18 protein-coding genes and 2 pseudogenes are annotated in these 20089 nt (G+C 43.6%); 8 read left to right on the top strand and 12 right to left on the bottom strand.

Annotated elements, in window-relative coordinates; translation table 11 throughout:
• Positions 1 to 57 precede the first annotated feature (57 nt).
• Positions 58 to 784, top strand: a pseudogene (locus BM283_RS02220) (transposase).
• A 476-nt stretch (positions 785 to 1260) separates the two neighbouring features.
• Here the strand turns inward: BM283_RS02220 and BM283_RS02215 are convergent.
• The 4 genes and pseudogenes from BM283_RS02215 to BM283_RS19210 all read right to left on the bottom strand — a co-directional run bounded on the left by BM283_RS02215 (position 1261) and on the right by BM283_RS19210 (position 2734).
• The gene (locus BM283_RS02215; protein WP_090688686.1) at positions 1261 to 1755 is read right to left on the bottom strand and encodes a hypothetical protein; all 495 of its coding nucleotides are present in this window, start codon (positions 1753 to 1755) and stop codon (positions 1261 to 1263) included.
• 151 nt (positions 1756 to 1906) lie between these two features.
• Complete coding sequence (locus BM283_RS20430; RefSeq protein ID WP_368086396.1) at positions 1907 to 2116, bottom strand: transposase; 210 nt, start codon at positions 2114 to 2116, stop codon at positions 1907 to 1909.
• A 37-nt stretch (positions 2117 to 2153) separates the two neighbouring features.
• Positions 2154 to 2423, bottom strand: a pseudogene (locus BM283_RS20425) (transposase); the annotation flags it as partial.
• Between the two features lie 131 nt (positions 2424 to 2554).
• Positions 2555 to 2734 carry a hypothetical protein gene (locus tag BM283_RS19210; RefSeq protein ID WP_217646413.1) on the bottom strand — a complete coding sequence of 60 codons (180 nt, stop codon included), beginning with the start codon at positions 2732 to 2734 and terminating at the stop codon, positions 2555 to 2557.
• A gap of 829 nt (positions 2735 to 3563) precedes the next feature.
• Between BM283_RS19210 and BM283_RS02205 the strand changes: the two genes are divergently transcribed.
• The 3 genes from BM283_RS02205 to BM283_RS02195 all read left to right on the top strand — a co-directional run bounded on the left by BM283_RS02205 (position 3564) and on the right by BM283_RS02195 (position 6692).
• A complete protein-coding gene (locus BM283_RS02205) occupies positions 3564 to 3854 on the top strand; it encodes a hypothetical protein (protein ID WP_139225169.1) in 291 nt (96 codons plus the stop codon).
• Between the two features lie 448 nt (positions 3855 to 4302).
• Positions 4303 to 5448 carry an endo alpha-1,4 polygalactosaminidase gene (locus tag BM283_RS02200; protein ID WP_217646412.1) on the top strand — a complete coding sequence of 382 codons (1146 nt, stop codon included), beginning with the start codon at positions 4303 to 4305 and terminating at the stop codon, positions 5446 to 5448.
• Between the two features lie 821 nt (positions 5449 to 6269).
• Positions 6270 to 6692, top strand: coding sequence for a hypothetical protein (locus tag BM283_RS02195; protein ID WP_090688676.1), 423 nt, complete (start codon positions 6270 to 6272; stop codon positions 6690 to 6692).
• Positions 6693 to 7220: 528 nt separating this feature from the next.
• On the opposite strand, the gene BM283_RS02190 is transcribed toward BM283_RS02195, so the two are convergent.
• The 3 genes from BM283_RS02190 to BM283_RS20310 form a co-directional block, all read right to left on the bottom strand.
• A complete protein-coding gene (locus tag BM283_RS02190) occupies positions 7221 to 7982 on the bottom strand; it encodes a pentapeptide repeat-containing protein (RefSeq protein WP_217646411.1) in 762 nt (253 codons plus the stop codon).
• Positions 7983 to 8385: 403 nt separating this feature from the next.
• Entirely contained in the window at positions 8386 to 8622 is a 237-nt protein-coding gene (locus BM283_RS02185; protein ID WP_090688672.1) for a hypothetical protein, read from the bottom strand.
• Positions 8619 to 8753: a hypothetical protein gene (locus tag BM283_RS20310; RefSeq protein WP_302848272.1), complete on the bottom strand. Its 135-nt coding sequence runs from the start codon at positions 8751 to 8753 to the stop codon at positions 8619 to 8621. Before BM283_RS20310 ends, BM283_RS02185 begins: the two co-directional genes overlap by 4 nt.
• Positions 8754 to 9087: 334 nt before the next feature.
• Between BM283_RS20310 and BM283_RS02180 the strand changes: the two genes are divergently transcribed.
• Positions 9088 to 9408, top strand: a complete 321-nt coding sequence (locus BM283_RS02180) for a hypothetical protein (protein WP_090688669.1) — start codon at positions 9088 to 9090, stop codon at positions 9406 to 9408.
• Positions 9409 to 9883: 475 nt separating this feature from the next.
• The gene (locus tag BM283_RS02175; protein WP_090688666.1) at positions 9884 to 10168 is read left to right on the top strand and encodes a hypothetical protein; all 285 of its coding nucleotides are present in this window, start codon (positions 9884 to 9886) and stop codon (positions 10166 to 10168) included.
• Between the two features lie 208 nt (positions 10169 to 10376).
• Here BM283_RS02175 and BM283_RS02170 read toward each other — a convergent pair whose 3' ends face one another.
• The gene (locus BM283_RS02170; protein WP_254776097.1) at positions 10377 to 11516 is read right to left on the bottom strand and encodes a DUF1207 domain-containing protein; all 1140 of its coding nucleotides are present in this window, start codon (positions 11514 to 11516) and stop codon (positions 10377 to 10379) included.
• Positions 11517 to 11653: 137 nt separating this feature from the next.
• Entirely contained in the window at positions 11654 to 12853 is a 1200-nt protein-coding gene (locus tag BM283_RS02165) for a cupin-like domain-containing protein (protein ID WP_090688663.1), read from the bottom strand.
• Between the two features lie 471 nt (positions 12854 to 13324).
• On the opposite strand from BM283_RS02165, the gene BM283_RS02160 reads away from it, so the two are divergent.
• Positions 13325 to 14140 (top strand): CheR family methyltransferase, encoded by an 816-nt coding sequence (locus tag BM283_RS02160; RefSeq protein ID WP_090688660.1) that lies wholly within the window; start codon positions 13325 to 13327, stop codon positions 14138 to 14140.
• Between the two features lie 122 nt (positions 14141 to 14262).
• On the opposite strand, the gene BM283_RS02155 is transcribed toward BM283_RS02160, so the two are convergent.
• Together BM283_RS02155 and BM283_RS18570 are read right to left on the bottom strand one after the other, a co-directional pair.
• On the bottom strand, positions 14263 to 15207 hold the full coding sequence (locus BM283_RS02155) for a site-2 protease family protein (protein WP_302848273.1): 945 nt from the start codon (positions 15205 to 15207) through the stop codon (positions 14263 to 14265).
• A gap of 22 nt (positions 15208 to 15229) precedes the next feature.
• The gene (locus tag BM283_RS18570; protein WP_175491998.1) at positions 15230 to 15382 is read right to left on the bottom strand and encodes a hypothetical protein; all 153 of its coding nucleotides are present in this window, start codon (positions 15380 to 15382) and stop codon (positions 15230 to 15232) included.
• Between the two features lie 938 nt (positions 15383 to 16320).
• Between BM283_RS18570 and BM283_RS02145 the strand changes: the two genes are divergently transcribed.
• Positions 16321 to 17559, top strand: a complete 1239-nt coding sequence (locus BM283_RS02145) for a D-alanyl-D-alanine carboxypeptidase family protein (protein ID WP_090688652.1) — start codon at positions 16321 to 16323, stop codon at positions 17557 to 17559.
• A 319-nt stretch (positions 17560 to 17878) separates the two neighbouring features.
• On the opposite strand, the gene BM283_RS02140 is transcribed toward BM283_RS02145, so the two are convergent.
• A complete protein-coding gene (locus BM283_RS02140) occupies positions 17879 to 19864 on the bottom strand; it encodes an nSTAND3 domain-containing NTPase (protein WP_090688649.1) in 1986 nt (661 codons plus the stop codon).
• Between the last annotated feature and the right edge of the window lie 225 nt (positions 19865 to 20089).

Below are 20089 nucleotides of genomic sequence, written 5' to 3'. Positions count from 1 at the left end.
TTCCTTATGAGGAAAAGATTTTCAAAAAGAGTTTCCTCATTAGGAGGATCAGATCCGATGGATACTATGCTAATGATTTTTTGTGCAATTGACGATTTTTGTAAAGAGTTTGAGCCGAGGTAGGAGCGACGTTTGTCGGGGTCATCGCTAAAACGGCGTCGTCGCCGAGGGGAGCTGTGTCTAAGTGAAGTCATGACCATCATGGTGGGGTCTCATCTATCCGGTACCGGACGTTTAAGCACTATTACCTGAATGACGTGTTGAGGCATCAGCGGGGTTATTTTCCAAGGTTGGTGAGCGACCACCGCTTTGTTGAGTTGCCGCAAGGTAGCCTGGTACCTTTGTGCTGTTTTCTGACCAGTCGCTTCGGGCGCTGCAGTGGGATCAGTTTCATTGATTCCATCAGGATCAGCGTGTGTCACAACCAGCGTATTTAGTCACATAAAGTAATGGCAGGCTTGCTGCCCAGGGAAAGACCAGCGTGGGTTGGTTTTATGGATTCAAGCTGCACCTGGTTATCAATGACCAGGCAAGAATTGCTGGGGTAAAAATAACAGCAGGCAATGTGGATGCCCGTGATCCGGTACTGGAACTGGCGCACTTCTTCTTTGGAAAACTCTTTGGTGATCGGGGTTAAATCTCGCAAATCGAGCATTCCCGTCATCGCAGTCCACTTAACTTCTTTGTTAATCTGATAGCCGGGCTGGTGGCTTATACTTTTCGTGAGAAGAAACCCTCCCTTAATATCAGAAACCCTCAAACTCTTCTAGGCGTGGTGCTATGATCTTTATGTCGAACTTACGTTAAATAGATTTTGGTAGAGAGTTTCATCATTATTATCGAGAAGAGATCTTTCTTAGTATTAGATTTTCTCAGGTTTTTCCTGCCGTGATGTGATGATTCTTATGTCGAACTCACGTTAACTAAAGTAGGAGCCATGAAATTGTCCTGCTTAAGAAGTTGGTGCGATAGGATGCGTTAAGTTCAATGCTTAAGGAAGAAAACATCGCAAAGCCGTATGCGGGAGGAGCGCCTGTCCAGTTTGATAAGGGAGGCTGTGGCAGATAAACGGTTGATAATCCGTCAGTTGCAGTCTTTTATTTTAATAGATTCGCAGTACACTGCAACAAATAACTACCTGTTTTTCCACTATTTGCTTTGGCTGATCGTAGAAAAGCTCCCATTTTTTGGAGCCCTATCGACCGTCAGCTAAATGTCACATCGGACCACTTAGCTGACGGAATAAATTGCTATCTAATTTCAATCTTCATCGGAAGATCCGTTTTCGGAAGCGCCTTCATGTGGTGGATGATTGTCGCTTTCAGTCGTTTGCGCGGGCGCAGTTTCTGGTTCCCCCTTGAAAGCTGGTTCTCCCTTGAAAGTGAAACGAGCCACATGCGTGCCTTTTACATCCATTGCGAGGAGCACAGATATCTTTGTATCCGGGGTTATCTTGAAATCCCCAGACCCTCTCATGATATTGCCAAAAACTGGCTTTAGCTGGACAGTAGCGCGATTGCCATCTTTGTCAATAATATTGGCAATTGCCGAGCCTCCGCTAGTTTGCACTGCATTTTGCATGCGATCGGTGACATACAGCTGCAATTGACCATCCTTTGCGATCAGCTCCAGATTATATGGTCCGGCAGCCTGTACTTGACTGCCACGCGCAGATTGGTGCTCTCCGGCTATAACCCAAGCTGGCAATACAAACAGCAACCCCAAAAAAACAAAAGAGAATAGTATCTGTTTCACTGTTGTTCCTCCTAAAGATAACAAATATATGACTGATAAAAACATCAAGAAAACCGGCGCTGCTTTAAACCATAAGCAGCAGAAATTACTATAGCATACAATGACGCTTAACCTTTTTCTTCTATACTAGCCGCACTTCAAATTTCGGCACTCAAGCGCAATCGATAATCTGAAAATTATCGGTTAACAAGGAGCGTAGCGCTTCCCTATGGCAGTTGGAAGCAGCAAAGCAATCATCGCAAGCTTGCTTGATCAAGGCAAAAGTTTGACAGTACTTGCCATACAGAATTTCTTTTTTGAAGAATCGCCAATAGCGCTCGATCAGATTCAGATCGGGTGCATAAGGTGGCAGGAAGATCAATTCGATTTTTGAATTTAACAAGTGTTAAGTGTTCAGTAACGAGCTGAGAGCGATAATAGCGGGCATTATCACAGATGACGTATATACGGGCAGCAGCGGGATGTTGTTGCTCGATCTGTTGCAACAACGCTATCGTGGATTGTGCATGGACCGTGTCAATAGCGAATGATTGGGATAGTCCAGCGCAATCGATAGCGCCATTGAGGTTGATGCGTTGTCGACCTGTGTTGCTCGAAATTTGGTGATCCTGGCCACGTCTGCTCCACGTAATGCGCGATTTCTTTGGCAGTGAGATAGAAATTCTCACGCAGATGCTGATCCAGCAACCGCTGCTGTTCCTCTGTAAGCGCAGCGTCGCTGCCGCCAGCGTCGTTTCTTTGCAAGGCAGCCAACCCGCCTTTACCCTATCGCTTGAAGTGATTGCGTACCGTTTCACGCTCAATCAACAGGGCTTGTGCAAGCCTGGTGGCCGACCACCCTTTTTTCTAACAGATAAACAGCCTTAACCCGACCAACATAACGCTTATCGGTAGTATGACGGTGTTCAAACTCTAACTCAGCGAATTCTTGATCGGTTAAGTGGTAGCGTGAAGATATACACCGATTCTTTCTATTCATGACATTGGCGCACTCACTTAAACCAAATTTTCATTCATGAGAAGTATTCATCGATAGATTTGAAATTTAGTCATACACTTCACTTCCATATTTTTTTCACAGTTGCTGCAAACTGTATGCGCATTTATTACCTCAACTCAAGAGTAGCAATTAACTACTTGATTATCATTAATCATTAGGAGAACTGGGCTATGCATGCAAAACTATATGGTATGGTAATTATTTTAGCATTTCCTTTGACGGTAGTCGCACATCCAGGCGAGGAAATCATGAACAATATCGCACTAAAAAAATAGAGCGGCTCAATAGAGAACTGAGGTTAAGTGAAGATCAAAAAGCAAAAATTGAAGCCCTTTTCAAGAGCAGGGCGACAAACACAAAGCAATTCGTGAGGAAACTCAATCACGATTAAAAAAGATATTAACTCCTGAGCAAAATACCAAACTGCAAGAAATGAAAACGTATCATCATGAGAAAAGATGTGAAAAGCATCTGGAAAGAAAACAAGAGCAATCAGAAATTTCCCGGAAATTGAGTAAGTACGATGTTTAATACCCTTTGAAAATTAATATTATTCCTAAACAAAACCAAGGCTAGGCTAAGTTGTTCAGCTAAAATTAGTTTTAGCTGAACTAGGGTACAGAGTCTTAAATTATAAATAATTTCAGGATTCCCATTAAGAGATGAGCATAATTCAATGCTCTGAGCAAGTTGCGTTATAACGTGAAAGTTATTGTTACGCAACGAATAAACGCTTACATGGATTAACAAAATAATTGAAGTTGTGAGAGCAATAAAAATAATGCTGTTCATAGTAATTAGCTCTGTTATGTCTTCAGTACATGCTCAATCATATCAAGACGTGAAAAAAGCAATGACTAAAGCATCACAGGTAGCAGTTGCCGGGTTCAGAGAATCCAGAGTATCTGGCATGATTGAAAAAATAACGGAGTGTTACGCTCAACTTTCAAAGAAAATATTTTGTTGCAGCTATATTGACATAGCACCAAGTTATATTGAGTTAACAGTTTCGCAAGTTATGGGATATCCGCCAAGCCAATTTTTTACTGATGATTCATTTTCTAACAGAATGAGTGAAATATCGAAAGAGCAGATATAGATATAGATCAGGCAAACAAATATCTTAGCCTCATCTCTCCTGAAATCAACAAACTCGTTGATATAGAGCTATCGAAATGAAACTGGTTTGATATCCGATTGCTATTTCTCTATCATGATATGCGTTGTCATTGCCGTTCTTTGGCACGACTGCTCAACAGGGACATATTTCGCGCAAATCCTTAAAACGCTCGCATTATGATCTTTGAAGGTGATGAAAAATTATAGATACTCATCGAATCAAAATATATAGCTTGATTTCCACCGTGCAAGATCGCAAAATGAAGATTTACTTCTTCTCCGGCTTTATAGCGCAGAGGCAGAATACATAAGTTGTTCTTAGCGAAGTTCCTCCTAATGAGGAGTAAAACTGTATGCAATCGTATTATTGTCGCCCTAGCTTTTATTCCTTAATATTAATAATATACTAAGGTTTAAATAACAATATTATGTTGATCATACTGATACTTTTTCTTCTATTAACTAATAGTCTCGCTTTAGCAGATGCATTAAACCCACCTGTTATTTTAGTAACGCAAGAAGGCACCAAAATATCGGCTACATGGTCTCCAGTTCCAAATGCCAGTGGTTATCAGTTATTTTATGCCCCTTTTCCTTTTACCGGTCCAGAAAGCATTAAAAATGTTGATATGGGTAATGCCACATCTGGCTCAATTGAGTTATGGGATGGCGCTGCTTTCATTGTGGCAATAAAAGCTCATAATGATGCAGGTAGTAGCGATTACTCCAATATTGAATTATTTTTTCTTTCTAAAGCACCGTTACTTGATCCTGATGCACCAGCGGTTACTACTGGTAATTGGTACAAACCGCCTGTAGCAATAACCTGGCAATGGCAGTTGAAAATTGCTAAGAAAGGCGCAATGAAAAATGCAATGAATGACACCATTGAAGATAATGACATCGATATGAATTATCCAGTTCAACTTTACGATATTGATCTGTTTAATTCTTCCCCATCCTTGATTAATACACTCAAAGCTTCTGGCAAAAAGGTTATCTGTTATTTCTCAGCAGGTAGTTATGAAGATTTTAGATCAGATAAAGATAAATTCAAGCCTGAGGAATTGGGTAATCCTTTAGATGATTGGCCGGATGAGCGATGGCTTGATATTCGCTCACATAATGTAGCAGAGGTCATGATTTCACGGCTCAATTTGGCTCTGCTAAAAGGCTGTGATGGCGTGGAACCGGATAATATAGATGCTTATCAAAATAATTCCGGCTTTAATATAAGCGCCAGGGATCAGTTGGCATTTAATAAGCTTATTGCCAATGAAGCACATAAAAGAGGGTTATCGGTTGGGCTTAAAAATGATTTGGATCAAATTCCTGACTTAATCAGTTATTTTGACTTTAGTATTAATGAGCAATGTCATGAGTTCCATGAGTGTGACGCGCTGACCAATTTTATTGCTAACGGCAAACCTGTGTTAAATGCAGAATATCAGCAAAGCTATATGGACAATCCGGCTGAGCGCCAGGCGCTTTGTGATATTTCTAAAGGCGCACAATTCAGCACATTGATTCTACCAGCAGCTTTAGATGATAGTCGGCGATTTAGCTGTTTTTGAAAATGAATACTTAATATTGCACCGCACGTAATACAACGCACTGTTTATTCGATGAACAATAAATACTCACCTCTGAATCGTTAATTAACATGAGCTGGGATAAGAAAAGCAGCAAGAGGAATCTGAATTCCTGATGATAAATAGCTTTTGAAAAAGAGCTTCATCATTATTCGTGAGGGGAAACCCTCACTTAAGGTCCTGGTGAGTAGCGTGAACAACTCACTGGGTGACAAAGGATTATGATAAGTATCAATACAGCAACAATTAAAATTATCTTGATGCAAATTTTGCATCGGCTAGGTAGGAAAAAGCTTTAGCATACTTTTATAGCACTCGAAATAAGGATTACCCATACTCAAGATAAGTCTGTTATCCACAGCATTATCCACGGAAAATGTGGATAACGAGCAAACTTGGCAAGGCTCATATCTTTAAAACCGTAGGCATCATACACAGCAATTCCTATTGCTCCCATACTGCTCTACATTTCAATAGATCGCATTATAGCGAGACTACAACCACAAGAAGAACAAACCGCACAAAAAGAAATCAAACAGATTAAAACAGCGAAACCAATATTATTAAATAGCCAAAATCACTCTCAATAATCAACAAAACCAGTACGCGTAATCCATACTGCCGTATCGAAACAGGCGGATTGGACTAAAACTTCATCCTATCTATCAAACAGGGCGGCTATATATATGCATGACACTAAACGCCTTGTTATCCCAGCAATAAAGTGTCATTTTGTTGTTAAAACATAGGGTTGTCTGATAAAAATTTGGCAACTTTAGTGACAACTTTATAAGGAGGTAATAATGAAAAAGCTATATCCTAATACCAAAGTTAAGTCAAATCGTGATTACTCCAAAATCCTTCGACAGTTTTGCAATGAAAAGAATTACTCTGGCGTTTTACTTGTCGATTATGGGACATACGATAATCTCTTATACAAGAATGAAACCCATATTATTGCTCCAGTACCTCAGCAGTTAAAATATCAAGATAAGATAATTGTTGCCCCCTCTGTGGATGAACATAACACGACTGTTGCTCTTGAGTATGGTTCACTTTTTGCGGTTATCAATATGCTTGAAAATCAGCATGGCGAAATAGAAGAGCTTGAGCCAGGTTATTCAATCATTACAATAAATTATCTTTGTCAATTAACAGATGATATTGTAAACGGCAAGCGAGAGCAGCTCCAATTCATATTACCGCCACCTAAAAATCTTCAATAGAATTTCTTTAATTCTGAAAGTCTTCGGCGGGAATTAAAGCCTCCTAAAAGAAAACCAAGGTGTCGAGGGAATTGATATCGCCCAAGTATGCCATGTAGTACGGCTGACCTTGTTGGCATGACAAACTACTTACTTAAGGCCGCCTTCGAGCGGTATTTTTTTTGCCATATTCAACGTGATTTCGGAATAAAAAAAGCTGTAAAGGGAAACTGAATTCCTTATGGTGAAGCGATTTTAGAGAAAAATTTCCCTCATTATTCATGAGAAGAAACTCTCGCTTAATATCAGACTCCCTCAAGCTCTTCCAATCGTGATGTGATGATTCTTATGTCGAACTCACATAATGAATAGCAGGAGTCGTGATACCGTCGTGATGATAGCTCCCTCACTCGCTATTGCCGACCAGCGGTGACGCGAATCTGCATCATTTATTTAATCAATCTGGTTACAAAGATTCGAGGGGTAAATTCAGGCGCTATTCGAGTTATATGCTGCTGATACACAAGAGTTGGAGGAGCATCGCACGCTTTAGGGGCAGTTCTTGCATCCGCTCGTACGTGTCATGTTAAAAATAGTCTGCCCGAGATTGGCTCCACTCAGATCTGCGTCAGTCAGATCGGCACCAGTAAAATTTACTCCCTGCAAATTAGCGTTAACCAGAGATGCTCCCCGCAAATGGGCTGCGCGCATATTAGCACGCTGAATATCGGCATTATCGAGTATGGCATTACTAAGCTTCGCGTTGGTGAGATCTGCGTTGGTCAGCATGGCCCCTGTTAAATTAGCGCCACTGAGATCCGCATTTTGTAGAACGGCCCCTTGCAGATTCGCTTTTACCAGTTGGGCGTCATTGAAACGTGCGCCCCGGGCATTCGTTTTTACCAGTGAGGCCTGGTTCAAGTTGGCCTCGTGTAGTTGAGTACTCGATAGGTTCGCTTCATTCAGATTGGCTCCAGTCAGATTCGCTTTGGAAAGTATCGACCGAGTGAACTGGGAATTTGCCAGATTCTCATTTTGCAGATCGCTCCCATACAGGTTCATATCCACACAAAACGTGCCTCGCCGGATATTGCACCCTTCTATATTGCGCGCTCCTTGGGCAAATGCTTCAAAGCAAATAAACAAAGCTAGCACGAGAGAGTATCGAAAACAATTAGCGAGCAATCGGAAAGCAGGGTGCATAGCAGTGCGTAATATGGGATACCTATCAAATGAATGCACGATGAGTCTGGCCCCGTATAATTGATTTTTAACGGTGGCCGATAGTAATACGATTTTTCTTCTGGACATAAGTATCAATGTAACTCCCTTGGAAACGCACGATTTAGGTAAGCTATTCAAAAAATGTTTAATCCATAACTCATGCGCCAAGGCTCTCAAGACTGCACCACATCGACTGACGCTTTCCGTAATTACAGCACTGATCGGCAGCTTCCTATGCTGCTTCGAGTGCATGCATTCGAGAAGCGCGTTATTTTTAATATCATTGCATTGGAAGGAAAGTTAATTTAAATATTTTTTTAATCTAGCCGGAATGTACCCAGAATCCTATATGTTGTCAAACATGTTGAGGAATGATCCAGAAAGTAATTTGGCTAACTCAAATTGAAAAAAATTCTGATAATTTTTATGTATTGCAGCAACGTTATCGGCCGATTACTCGAGAGAAACGAACTGTAATCTCAAAGTATTACTAATCTGCTGCTACGGGTACTCCGGCAGCGTTGTTAATAAACACGAAGACCAGTTTTTGTCGGATATTGCTCATGATTGCCATGGATAGCTTGCGAGCGCGAACAATACCGGACAGGCCGCCTTTGAGATACGTAATGCCCGCGCTTTTCATAGCGACATCAGTACCTGTTCCCATAGCAATGCCTCCATCGGCCGCAGCTAATGCGGGTACATCGTCGATGTCATCGCCCATCATAGCGATCTTTCTGCCTGCCCCTGTAGTTTTCTGCCAATTTTGCCTTTGTGTTCCGGCAGAATCTCTGGTTTAACTCCGGTGATCGCAAGCTTGGTGGTGACAGCCTCAGTAGTGCGGCGGTGATTACTCATTATTCCATTTCTAAATTAAAAATGACGTTAAGGCGAGCCGCAGATAGAGCGAGTTTCTTTGCGTCTGGCGTCGTGAGAATGGCATGCGCCAGCGTCGATCATTTCTCAGTGGTAAATGCTCAGTCTGTGCTTCTCAGAGCACAGCAGGAGATAAGCCATATATTGCTGATACTTTCCTTTGTTATCTGCATGATGGAATTTGCTGCTTATCCAGTATTCTAATTCTAATGAGAGGCTGAAAAATAGGATTGATAAATTTTAAGCATGGCAGTGCGGAAAATACTCGTTCTGATCATTAGAAAATATTTAAAGAACCTTTTTGCAGGAGAAGACTATGGCTATTGATGTTAATCTGGTACAGGCAGTCTGGGAAAAAGGAAGAGGGACGCAAGAGCAAGATATATCCGAGTGGCGCAAGGACCAATGTGGGGCATGGATAAATCGACAAAATTATAATAATGCAAAGTCAGAATATGGCTGGAAGATTGTAAATATTAAACCAGGTAATCCTGATCATCTGGAAAACCTGCAGCCATTTCACTTGCAAAATGATTTTGATATTGCTAATGATAAGCCACACTGCAGGGTTACAGCTGATCGATCTGGCTTGATGCCCACCCAAAATGTAGATACGCCACACAATGCTGACGTTTGATCTGTTGTCTATGACTTATTTTTCACTGTCTGGGAAATGTTCCCAGAAAATAGTACTGCTAACAGTCAATATCTGATTATTCTACTTGAATGATTGATTAAATTGACGGGATCAATTGAACGAGGAAGTTCCAAGATTTTTATTGGAAATTTCAAATGGATTTAACCCTCAGCTAATTGGCTGACAACCTAATGCTTGGTTATGTTGATGCTGTTGGGGGTGTTGAGTGAATGAGTGCTCTGTTAAGGTTCAAGACAAAGTTTAAGAGACATATCGGAGTGGGTGATGAGAAGTATCTGGCGGCTCATGCTATTGTTTCTGCTTCTGAATCTGTTCAATGGTTATACATTTTCTACTGAGCTGCCAGAATATTGTAAAAGTACTACCCATGCTGATGCCATAGCATGTTTTGCCTCGCATCCCTCCTATTGTGATAGTACAAGCTTTGCTAACTCAGGAGCATGTTTCCTGATGAATGCATTTTACTGTGAAAGCGATAGCAATGCGAATTCGGGTGCGTGCTTCACATCACATCCAATATATTGCAGTAGCTCGAGCTACGCCAATTCAGGCGCCTGCTTCCTGGCTAACGAAGCTTATTGTGAAAGCGATAGCTACGCCAATTCCGGTGCATGTTTTGTATCGCACCCATCCTATTGCAGCAGTTCTAGCTACGCCAATACATCTGCCTGCTCGGGTGCAAGACCGGCTTACTGTCAAGACAGCATTTACGCAAACTCGAAAGCATGTTCCCATTTAGTCAAACCCAGACCCGGCCAAATTTTAGAGGTTGCTCGTCGCTTGGGAACGCCAGTGGACGTGAACAGCCTCATGCGTGAGTTGATGAAATAATCAGCAATGCTGGAATGGTAACGATTAGTAAGGGCTAGCTCAAAGCTATGTAATATAGTCTCAGCCTGCCTCACTGATTTCTTCCCCTTTGCTCTGTACACTCACTGGTTTTTAAGTTAAAAGTGATAGTGTGCACCAATTCCGAGATACTCAGCTTTCTCTTTGTAAAACTGACCAGTAGGAGAGTTACCGTTAAAATACTCTATCAGAAACTGCAGTTTGCGACCAAATACATGGTGGTTGTCGAACTGAAACCCGGCTCTGGCGGATACATTCACGTTCCAATCGTTTTGTTGGTGATTCTTTAAGTCAACAGCTAGTATAGGTCTCATTGCAGCAAAATCAAGACGCCAAGGACTTCTGAATTCAAGCCCATATTGAATTGACCAGGGTTTAATGGTTGAAGGATGTTTATGAAAAATACCTCCCCCTCCGCCATAGACTCGGATTCCGTATGGGAACTCATATGAAAGCTTGAGGTCAGCCCCTTCATAACTCAGATTGACGCGCTCCAGCTGGGTTCTCAGTAAAAACTCATCGCCAAGATGCGAGCTTTGATGAAAAATGCGGGCAAAAGCGGAAAGTTGACTCATGCGCATGCTTGAGTAGATAGAAGCAATAAAATCAGTATTGATCAGATCGGAAGACTTTGCATCAAGATTGAAGTCGCTAAAAACACCCGCCTGCAGTCCTGCTTCCCATTGGATAGTGGATTGGCCAAGATTGGCGCGATAGAAGGGGATAGTTTCGCCGAAACTGACTGCCCCATTATTTTCTCCATCAATATCGGCCCCTACATAGTTGCGATAGCTGGCAGAGAAATGTGCCCAGCGTGGATCGGCCAATAAGGGCAAAAATAAATGACCGGTTGGTAGAAAGCCCGTAGGAAAAACTCCCACAACTTTACCAGACGGAGTTACCGGCACTTGCTGTTTAGCTGGCGGTGGCAAAACCGCCAGCTTTTGTTGATGATCACCCTCAATTAACTCGACACCGGTGACTCCCGGAATTTCAGATAACATTTGTTGAACTTGAGCACGATCTTCAGGTGGCAAGTTACCGACTGGCAAAGTAATCACACCGTTGCGTACCACCAGGGAAGAGAGATCAAGTTGAAAATCACGTTTGAGCATCCCTGTGGCATAACCTGCAATATATGAGTCATCTGGGATCACATCGCTATAAATGGGGAATGACAGAAACAAAGCGATCCCAAGAAGAGTAAAAAACCGTACAGCACGCATCATTTTTGCCATGATATTTTTTGTCGGTATTTATCATCATATAAAGATAGCAGTTTTTCCGTCATTATGTACTCGTGGTTAATCGATCAAGAAAAGTCAAACGGGCTGATTAATTTCAGTTTTGTTGAAAAATAGCAGCCAGGTCTTTTTCAGTAGAGTGGGGTTTCCTGCTCGTTGTGGTCAGTGTCTTTGGCTAGATCGCCAATATTGCCGCGTATGCTGCTGCTGATAACTTCAACGCAGCTTTTCCAGAAGCCAGCGGAGAGCAGCTGCAGGCCACGGAAATACCTGTTCGACATCACTGCTGGCGCGCTGTATCGACAAGTAATCCCTAATCCTTCCTCATCTAGATTGATGGTCTTGTGCCACATCCACGCTGGAAAAAATAAAACATCTCCTGGGTGCAGCTCGAATTCATAGCGCGGTGCGTATTCCACCAATGCATACGTATTACGATCGCTTGGTTCGCCTTGCTCATCAGCACGAAAATCTGCAAACCGACGCATACCATTGCCACGTGCAGCTGGATATAACAACCACGAATACTCGGATTCAATCAACGTCCAGTGCTTGGATCCTGATACAGCTTGATACCAGTTGAGACCTTCCTCGCAGTGGTAATTAGCGTTCAACCCTTTACCCAAACCAAGTATAAGAAAACTCAGAATGGGCTTGGATGGACGGCCCATCACGGGGAAATAAGCATGTGACCGTGGAATACCGAAATAATGGTAGAAGGCTGGGTTTTGGTCGAGCAATAATTGTTGCGGAATGAAATTACGGCGGCGATCGAGTGCAACTTCGCTGAGTGATGTGTTAATCATTTTCTTAGCGTTCTTGTCCAGAACCTGCACTATGGTGTCTGGAAATCGCTCCGCTAATCTTGCGAGTGTCCAGTCCTGGGGTGCATTTTCTACAAAGCCACGTAAAATGCATGGAACGGCGCGTTTGACATGCTCATGGTAAAACTGGCGTGGCTCAATCTCACCAGGATGATATTGCGCAATATTTAAAACAACTCGGCGTGGTAGATTATAGTTTTGCAATCTTTTTAGCATGCGCTGCTCTGTTTGCCGACGCATTTTTTGCAACAGGTTAGGATTATTAGTGAGATGTTGACACAACATGATGCTCTTTAGCGCCAATACATTTCCATACCCTAACGGCAGTTTTACTACACCGCGTTTACCCATTCGCTCCACAAACAACATGCGTAAGAAAAATTGCTGCTCTACCACCAATTGCCACGTAGCATATAAAAATGTCGCCATGCCAGCTAACGGGGTAGCCAGCATGCTTTTTACAGACGTCAGAGCCGTTCTTTTCAGTGTTTTGTCAGCAATCTCCATTGAAATCCCTCTTTGGTTTTTTCTCAATATTTAATTTCAGCTTGAGAATTAGTTCCTGCGAAAAACTTCATCATCCGTTTAGCCAAAATATTCTGGCGTCAGAACCATACTGAACCAAATAATTGGTTGAGTATGGCTTAATGTTTGTGTCGATTCTATGATTGACACTTGAAGCAGCGCAGAAGCAATGAATCAAACTGTTCAGTTTTGTTTTATGTTGATGCTAAAGAATAATAAAGAGACAAGCAATAATGCATAAGCCTACAATTTTTATTCCATGCTAATACAATAATTATATTGAAAAAAAAGAGCAAGCGATCTGGCCTGCGCGTTATTAATCCAGCCAGATAAAGTTTTAACAATGCGATTAAATTGCTTGCAATATACTGGATGCAAGAGCATTGTTTTTATAGGAAGTAGTGCTAAAACAATAACAGGAAAAGGAAGCCAAGTATTAAATAGCTAACATTTATGAAAGATGAAACCTGTATTCATTTCTTGCAGTGGGCCCTGCCGCAAATGCAGCTGCGTTGGCCAGGTTTTCGTCGGGTTAGAAAACAAGTATGTAAACGTATAGGTCAGCGTATTAACCAGTTAGGTCTTGTGGATGAATTGGCTTATCGTGATTATTTGCTTAACCATGTCTCTGAATGGCAAATCCTGACCAGCTTGTGTCATGTTACTATCTCGCGTTTTTACCGCGATAAAGTCGTTTTTAACCGACTTGAAAGTGAATTAATACCCCGATTATGTGCTCAGCTGCAACTACGAGGTGAAAAATACTTCTATTGCTGGTGTGCAGGTTGCGCCAGAGGTGAAGAGGCTTATAGCCTAGTGTTACTCTGGACTTTTGTTTTGCAAGATCGCTATCCAGAAGTGGTCATTTCGATTACTGCAACAGATATTGAGCCACTCATGATTCAACAGGCGTGCAAAGCGTGCTATCCATTTAGTAGTGTGAAGAGTTTAGCACCTGAATGGCGTCAAAAAGCGTTCAGACAAATCAATGATCGATATTGTCTTTCTCCTATTTATCAGCATCTAGTCACTTTCTCGGTAAGCGATGTAGAGCAAGATATAGATATGCAATCTTATCATTTGGTGCTATGCCGCAACCTAGTGTTTACCTATTTTAGCTTGGAGAGACAAATGCAATTTCTACATAAATTACAAACACGACTATTAGAAGGGGGTGTATTAGTATTAGGTGCGCATGAGCGCTTGCCTGAAGGGGTAAGCGGATGGCGCCAGTGGCAGCCACGCTTACCGATCTATGTGCGTCAATAACAAACCCTCATATTTCCAGTTTATAGGCAGAGGCATTATCAATTAGCCATTTATCGGCTGGATGCTATATTTCTTATTGGCATACAGGATAAATTCTGATAGTCGGAGCCATATTGACGAGGCTAACGACCGGTATCAAGGTGTAATTGCAAAATCTTCAGTATATGTTCGCGATCGATCCAGCCAATAATTTCCCTTTGGTCGAGTACAGGCACTTGGTTAATGCCATTCTCATTCATGATTTGTAATACCTCAAGGATGCTGTTAGTCGGTTGTGCGATACTAAGGCGTTTAAGCGGGGTCATGATTTTGCGCACTGACGTGCTGGACCATTGCTCACGTGGACACTTAACTACATCACTTAGTGATACTAAGCCGATAGTCTGGTTATCTTCAATTACTAGACACGCACGATGGCCGGTTAACAACATGCTTTCATCTATCCAGGATAGTATGCTCATATCTGCAGTTATCATCGGGGCTTCTTTTTGTATTACATCACCAATAGAGACATGGCCAGCCAGGTGCTCCCTGAAATAAGTACGCTTGCTGTCCTCTGCCATGGCAAGCAAGAACCAGCTTATCCCCATTAGCCATAAACCATTGACCAGCATGGCTGGCTGCAAGGCTAGCAGCATTCCTATCATCATCAAACCATAAGCAACTATCTTGCCACTCATTACAGCCCATTGCATTCCTTTAGCAGCATTTCCAGTCATTTTCCATATCAGGGCACGGAAAACACGACCCCTATCCATTGGAAAACTAGGTATGAGATTAAAGCTGGCTACTATAAGGTTAATAGTTGTTAACCACTCGAGTACTGCCGTGGCGGTTTCGCTGTAGGGCATTAGCCAAAGCTTAAGTAAATAGAAGAGGCCCGCGAGAGCAAAGCTTCCCAGAGGCCCTGCAATCGCAATGAAGAATTCGGTTGCAGCAGTATCTGCATCCTTCCCAATTTGTGCCACTCCCCCGAAAACGAAGAGTGTGATGGCGCGCACCTTGATTCCGTGAGCGATTGCTACCAGACTGTGGCCTAATTCATGCAGGATGATGCTGACGAAAATAGCAATGTAGCCAGCAAAGCAGTCAGAAATGTGTCATGACTGCTCCATTCTGGATGGGATTTCTGAATACAACGAAAAGTGAGCTGATTAGCAAAAAGAAGACGATAAACCACATATAGTGCACGCCGATACGGATACCAAAAATAGTGCCGAGACGAAAAGAAGATTCCAGCATTATTCAATTCTCCTTCGATGAGGTGGTAATTTCATTGCTAAATCAAAATTGACTTTGTCAGCTTCGCCTTGCCGTATGATTGATACGGTCTGCGGCTCGCCTTTGTGTCAGGTTTGATTTGGCGATGGAATAATAGACATCCGATACGCCTTAAGGGTACCTCTAAAAATTCATATTTGCGAGCATCCGCTTTGCGGATTGCCTGCTTACCCCGTCTCGTCACCATACTTCGTTGTTCACAAAAAAATGTTTCCTTACCTATCAGTGATAGGCTGCGTCAACATTTTTTGCTCTCGTCTTGTCTTGTTTAGAACGCTGAATTTTTAAAGGCGTCCTTAAATCCTTCCGTAGAGAATCAGTGCAAATAATTAGATGTATTAATAGCCACAAATCAGGTATGGCGTTTAACCACAATTCGGATAAAATCACGGCTATTGCATTGACCTGACTTTAAATTGCCATGGGGAAGGATTCGCTGTATTTATGCACCCATGGTGGGAACCAATTAGATCGTGGAGTGTGTGAAAAAATCAATGCATGGAGCAATCTGCTCGGCAGGCGTTAAACGATAAAGGAACATAGCTTTTGAAATATGCAAATAAGCAGGCTAAGGAAAAAGCTCAGGTTATTTGATGATCATGCAAAGGATGATATATCCATCCTTTAAGTTTGCCACTTGTATGTAATTTGTTTAGCAGCCATTGAAGGCTGATGGGTACCAAGTTCGGCCCTATGATTTACGTTTTTCCTAAATCCTGGGCTGTTTCAAGACATTGCGATTGCGGCGTAGGTTACGACCATAGATAAGATAATTTATATGCTATTCAGTAGCAGTATGTTTCATTTGATCTATTGACAAGACAAGATGATGAGTGGACTCATCGATAGATAACTTCATTGATTGATTGATTTGCATGATTGCAGAAAGGAAAGGTTCCATGTTTGCTATGAAAGGTGCAAGGAGAGAAGGTTTTTTTGCCCTTGCTGTATTGTTGTTACTCTTCCTGGTAAGCCAGGTACAGGCGAATCCCCGCCATGCTTCCATCGTGATCGATGTGGATACGGCTCAAGTGCTGCACGAGTCACATGCTGATGCCAGCCGTTATCCAGCCTCTCTAACCAAGATGATGACGCTCTACATGTTATTTGAGGCGGTGGAGAAAAGGAAGATGAGTCTTGATACTTCCATGCGGGTATCGACTCATGCAGCATCTATGCCACCGACCAATATCAGGCTACGATCGGGTGATGTCCTTAGCGTACGTGATGCGATTCCAGCATTGATTGTCCGTTCCGCCAACGATGTGGCAGCGGTAGTAGCCGAGGCGCTGGGGGGTACTGAAGCTAATTTTGGCCGCATGATGACGGATAAAGCACGCAAGCTTGGCATGCATTCCACTATTTTCCGCAATGCCTCCGGTCTGCCGCACAGTGAACAGAGAACTACGGCCCGGGATATGGCGATCTTATCTACGCGGTTAATGAAGGATTTCCCTCAGTACTACCATTATTTTTCGACCCAATCCTTTCGTTACAAAGGTATAACTTATCATAGTCACAACCGTATGGTACGTAACATCCCCGGTGTAGATGGCCTGAAAACCGGCTTTATCCGGGCTTCTGGCTTCAATGTGGCTACTTCTGCCAAGCGGGGAAACCGGCGGGTAATTGGGGTGGTAATGGGAGGACAAAGTGCCACCTCGCGCGATCAGCATATGGCCCAGTTGCTGGATCGCAGCTTTACGCAATCAGTTATGGCCAAGTCAGCCCGTAATGTCAGCAATATGGTGGATGCGAGGTCAGTGGTAGCCATGAGAGCCAGTATGCCGACTCCTCTCTCCCAACCGGCTTCCTCGCAGGTAAGAACGCTTGAGCCAGCCATGATGCAACGACCTGTTCAGGCAAAAGCCACTGTTGCGTCCCAGAGAGCTGCCGGGGTGGATAGCAACAACAAATGGGGAATTCAAATCGGTTCTTATCAGGCATATAAACGAGCCCAGGCCCAGGCGCAAGCTGCTACCCGCTGGGTAGCAGGTGAAGTGGTGGTCACTGAGGTTGAGGTTAGCAATCGCAAACTCTATCGAGCCCAGTTGGTAGGTTTGCAGAGAAACGAAGCGCATACTGCCTGCCAGAGTCTGGTCCGGCAGGGAATAGGATGCCTCGTGGTACGGTCCTGATTTACTGGCAGACCGTCCTGGTCAACGAACTGCACAGTTTAATTTTCTTGCCTACTTTGACATTGGAGAACACTATTTTTGCTAGTGATATTAGCTAGGTGACTGCTAAATAAGAGCTGATCAGTCTTTATGTCAAAAATAAGGATGGGATACCAGGAAACCGGGGACATAAAAGATGAAACCTGGAGATTTCAGTTGACTGCTTAATGGAAGAGTTAAGCTTATGGCATAGGGGGCATTTTTGCATTTCTCTCATCGTGGTGCAGATGCTGATCATTGCCTGGTTTTTACTGACGCAGCCAAGCTAGGGTTGGTTTTGCTAGGATAGTTCATCCTGCTTGTTAGTACGCCCAACAGGTTGCAAAACAGGCGGCATAACAACACATGAGCAGACAGCATGTATCTCATCATAAACCTGCTGTAGCTGGTCAGCATAGCGCTGGGAAAAGTGGAAGGGCACTAGTCTGGCAACTTCAGCAGCTGTTGCGATTTCGCCACAAGCGCGTGTAGTTAAATGACCAGTCTGCGTAGCTTGGCTGGTATCTGTTTCCATAAAGCAAGCTTCGCAGAAAAAGGTATGGGCGTATCGAGCTAAAGCCTGTAGCCGCAGGCGATTATCTGCGGTATCCGCAAAATCGGTCGCATAAACTAATTTCTTGCCTGGCTTGATCAGGACCAGGTTAGTTGCGATAACCGCCACGCTGGTCATCGTGCCGTCAGGTAGAGTAATGATTGCTTCGTCATTTCCGGCCAACAGGTGTTTTTTTACCTGGGCCAACCAAGGCCCTGGCTTCAGGTTATGTGTTTGCAGATAATCTTTGCGGATATTGGTTTCTTTCGTCGGTTCGAAGGCGTAGGCCAGCACTGGTGTGTGGTGATCTAGCAATTGTGCTCGAATGCAAAAACCCGTCTCTTGCAGGATCACGCCTGCTTCCAACTTGATCTCGGCTAACGGTACACATGCTTGCTGGCCAGCTTGGAGGCGAAAGCGCAATAAACGGTCGATATGTACTTCTGCTACCTCAAAGCGAGGTGCGCGCTCACCGATCCGATCCCATAGAATACCTTGCAGAAAACCTTTGATGTGTTGAGCCAATCCTGGCGGCCCATACAGACGGCATGGTGGAAACTCTCCAATGCGTGAACGCAGTAACATTATGAAGCCACCAATATGGTCGATATGAGTATGGCTGATGAAAACATCCGTTACCTGATGAGCAATGCGTGCCGGCAGACGCACCCCTTCTCCCAAATCGAACAACAGGCTCCGCCTTTGCTGCCGCAAGCGTACGTGCAATAGTGGGTCGCCAAGAATCCCGTTGACCAGACAGAAATCGATTTGCCCGACTCGCCCCATCACTTGCATCCCACTATGTTGCAGGAGAGGGTCGCTCGTATTGGAGGCCGGCAGGTAGGTGAGCGGTTCTGCCGCAAACGGTACCGCTGTTTCCACTAGACCGCTGAGCGAACGCTGCGTATCTCGGATCACTAAACTGTCGAAAGCATGGGGTAGGTATGGCAACCTGACAGTTAGCCGTTTTCCGTGCAAATGCTTCACTTCGGCCATGACCTGTGTCTGATTGCGATTCAATAATGCGACCTGCCTTCCAGCCCAGGCACTGACTTCACCTAAAGGAGGTGGTGTGCCGATAATATTTACTTGCGTCAGATCGACCGTTTGTTCAATACCCTGCTTAAGGTAGTCATTCCATAGTTTTGTACGCTGGTGAGCGCGACTACGTTTTCCGGGTTGCCTGGCTTCCACCCTGGCTGGGACTATGAAGATATGACTCGTCAAGCTACGCAGTTCATCGAGTAGCGCTGGAGGTCGACCAGCCGCAGTAAGCATGAGCACAGCATCAACAGCTGCTACTTCAAACAAACCTTGCAGCAATTCGCTGCCAGCAACGCCACGGGTGACGCCAGGGGCATCAATTAACAGTATGTTGTTATCAGACGATGGGATAAGATGTTGTATCGCTAAAACCAATGGCAGACGGAAACGACCGGCATTGAGGCTGCAGATAGCTTCATAACTGTACACCTGCCAATCATCCGATTGCCATCTAGCGAGAGAAACAGCGCCTGGAAAACCAAAGGCAGGTGAACCGGGATCAGCACAGATACCATAACAGCTTTGGCCAGCCTTGTTGAGTTCGTGTGCCAACTGAGCAGCCAGCGTCGATTTGCCGACTCCAGGTGGGCCATGCAACAATATGCGCCGGTGGTGTGTTAATACGGTGGTAGCGATTTCAGCCGGTCGATACGCTAAAACAGGCAAGTAGTGTCTATTATTGCTAAACATGCATTCTCCCTCCTTACGTGCAAAAAGCTGGATGACTTTTGGTCTTAATTTGATCACAAAAGTTTTTTAACTGAGGCAGTTTCCAATCATTTCTATAGGTAGAAAAAGCTAAGCTGGATTTTGTTAAACATAAAATGGCATCGCTGCCAATCTGCTGAAGCTGGGTGGGTATTATTTGCTCTCAAAGTTCTCGTCCTGGACTTTCTGCTAAACCGTTTGGCTGAC

It is taken from the genome of Nitrosomonas sp. Nm34 (assembly GCF_900113925.1).
Lineage (GTDB): Bacteria > Pseudomonadota > Gammaproteobacteria > Burkholderiales > Nitrosomonadaceae > Nitrosomonas.
The sequence above is the reverse complement of the archived record's forward strand: the minus strand, read 5'-3'. Positions and strand labels throughout refer to the sequence as shown.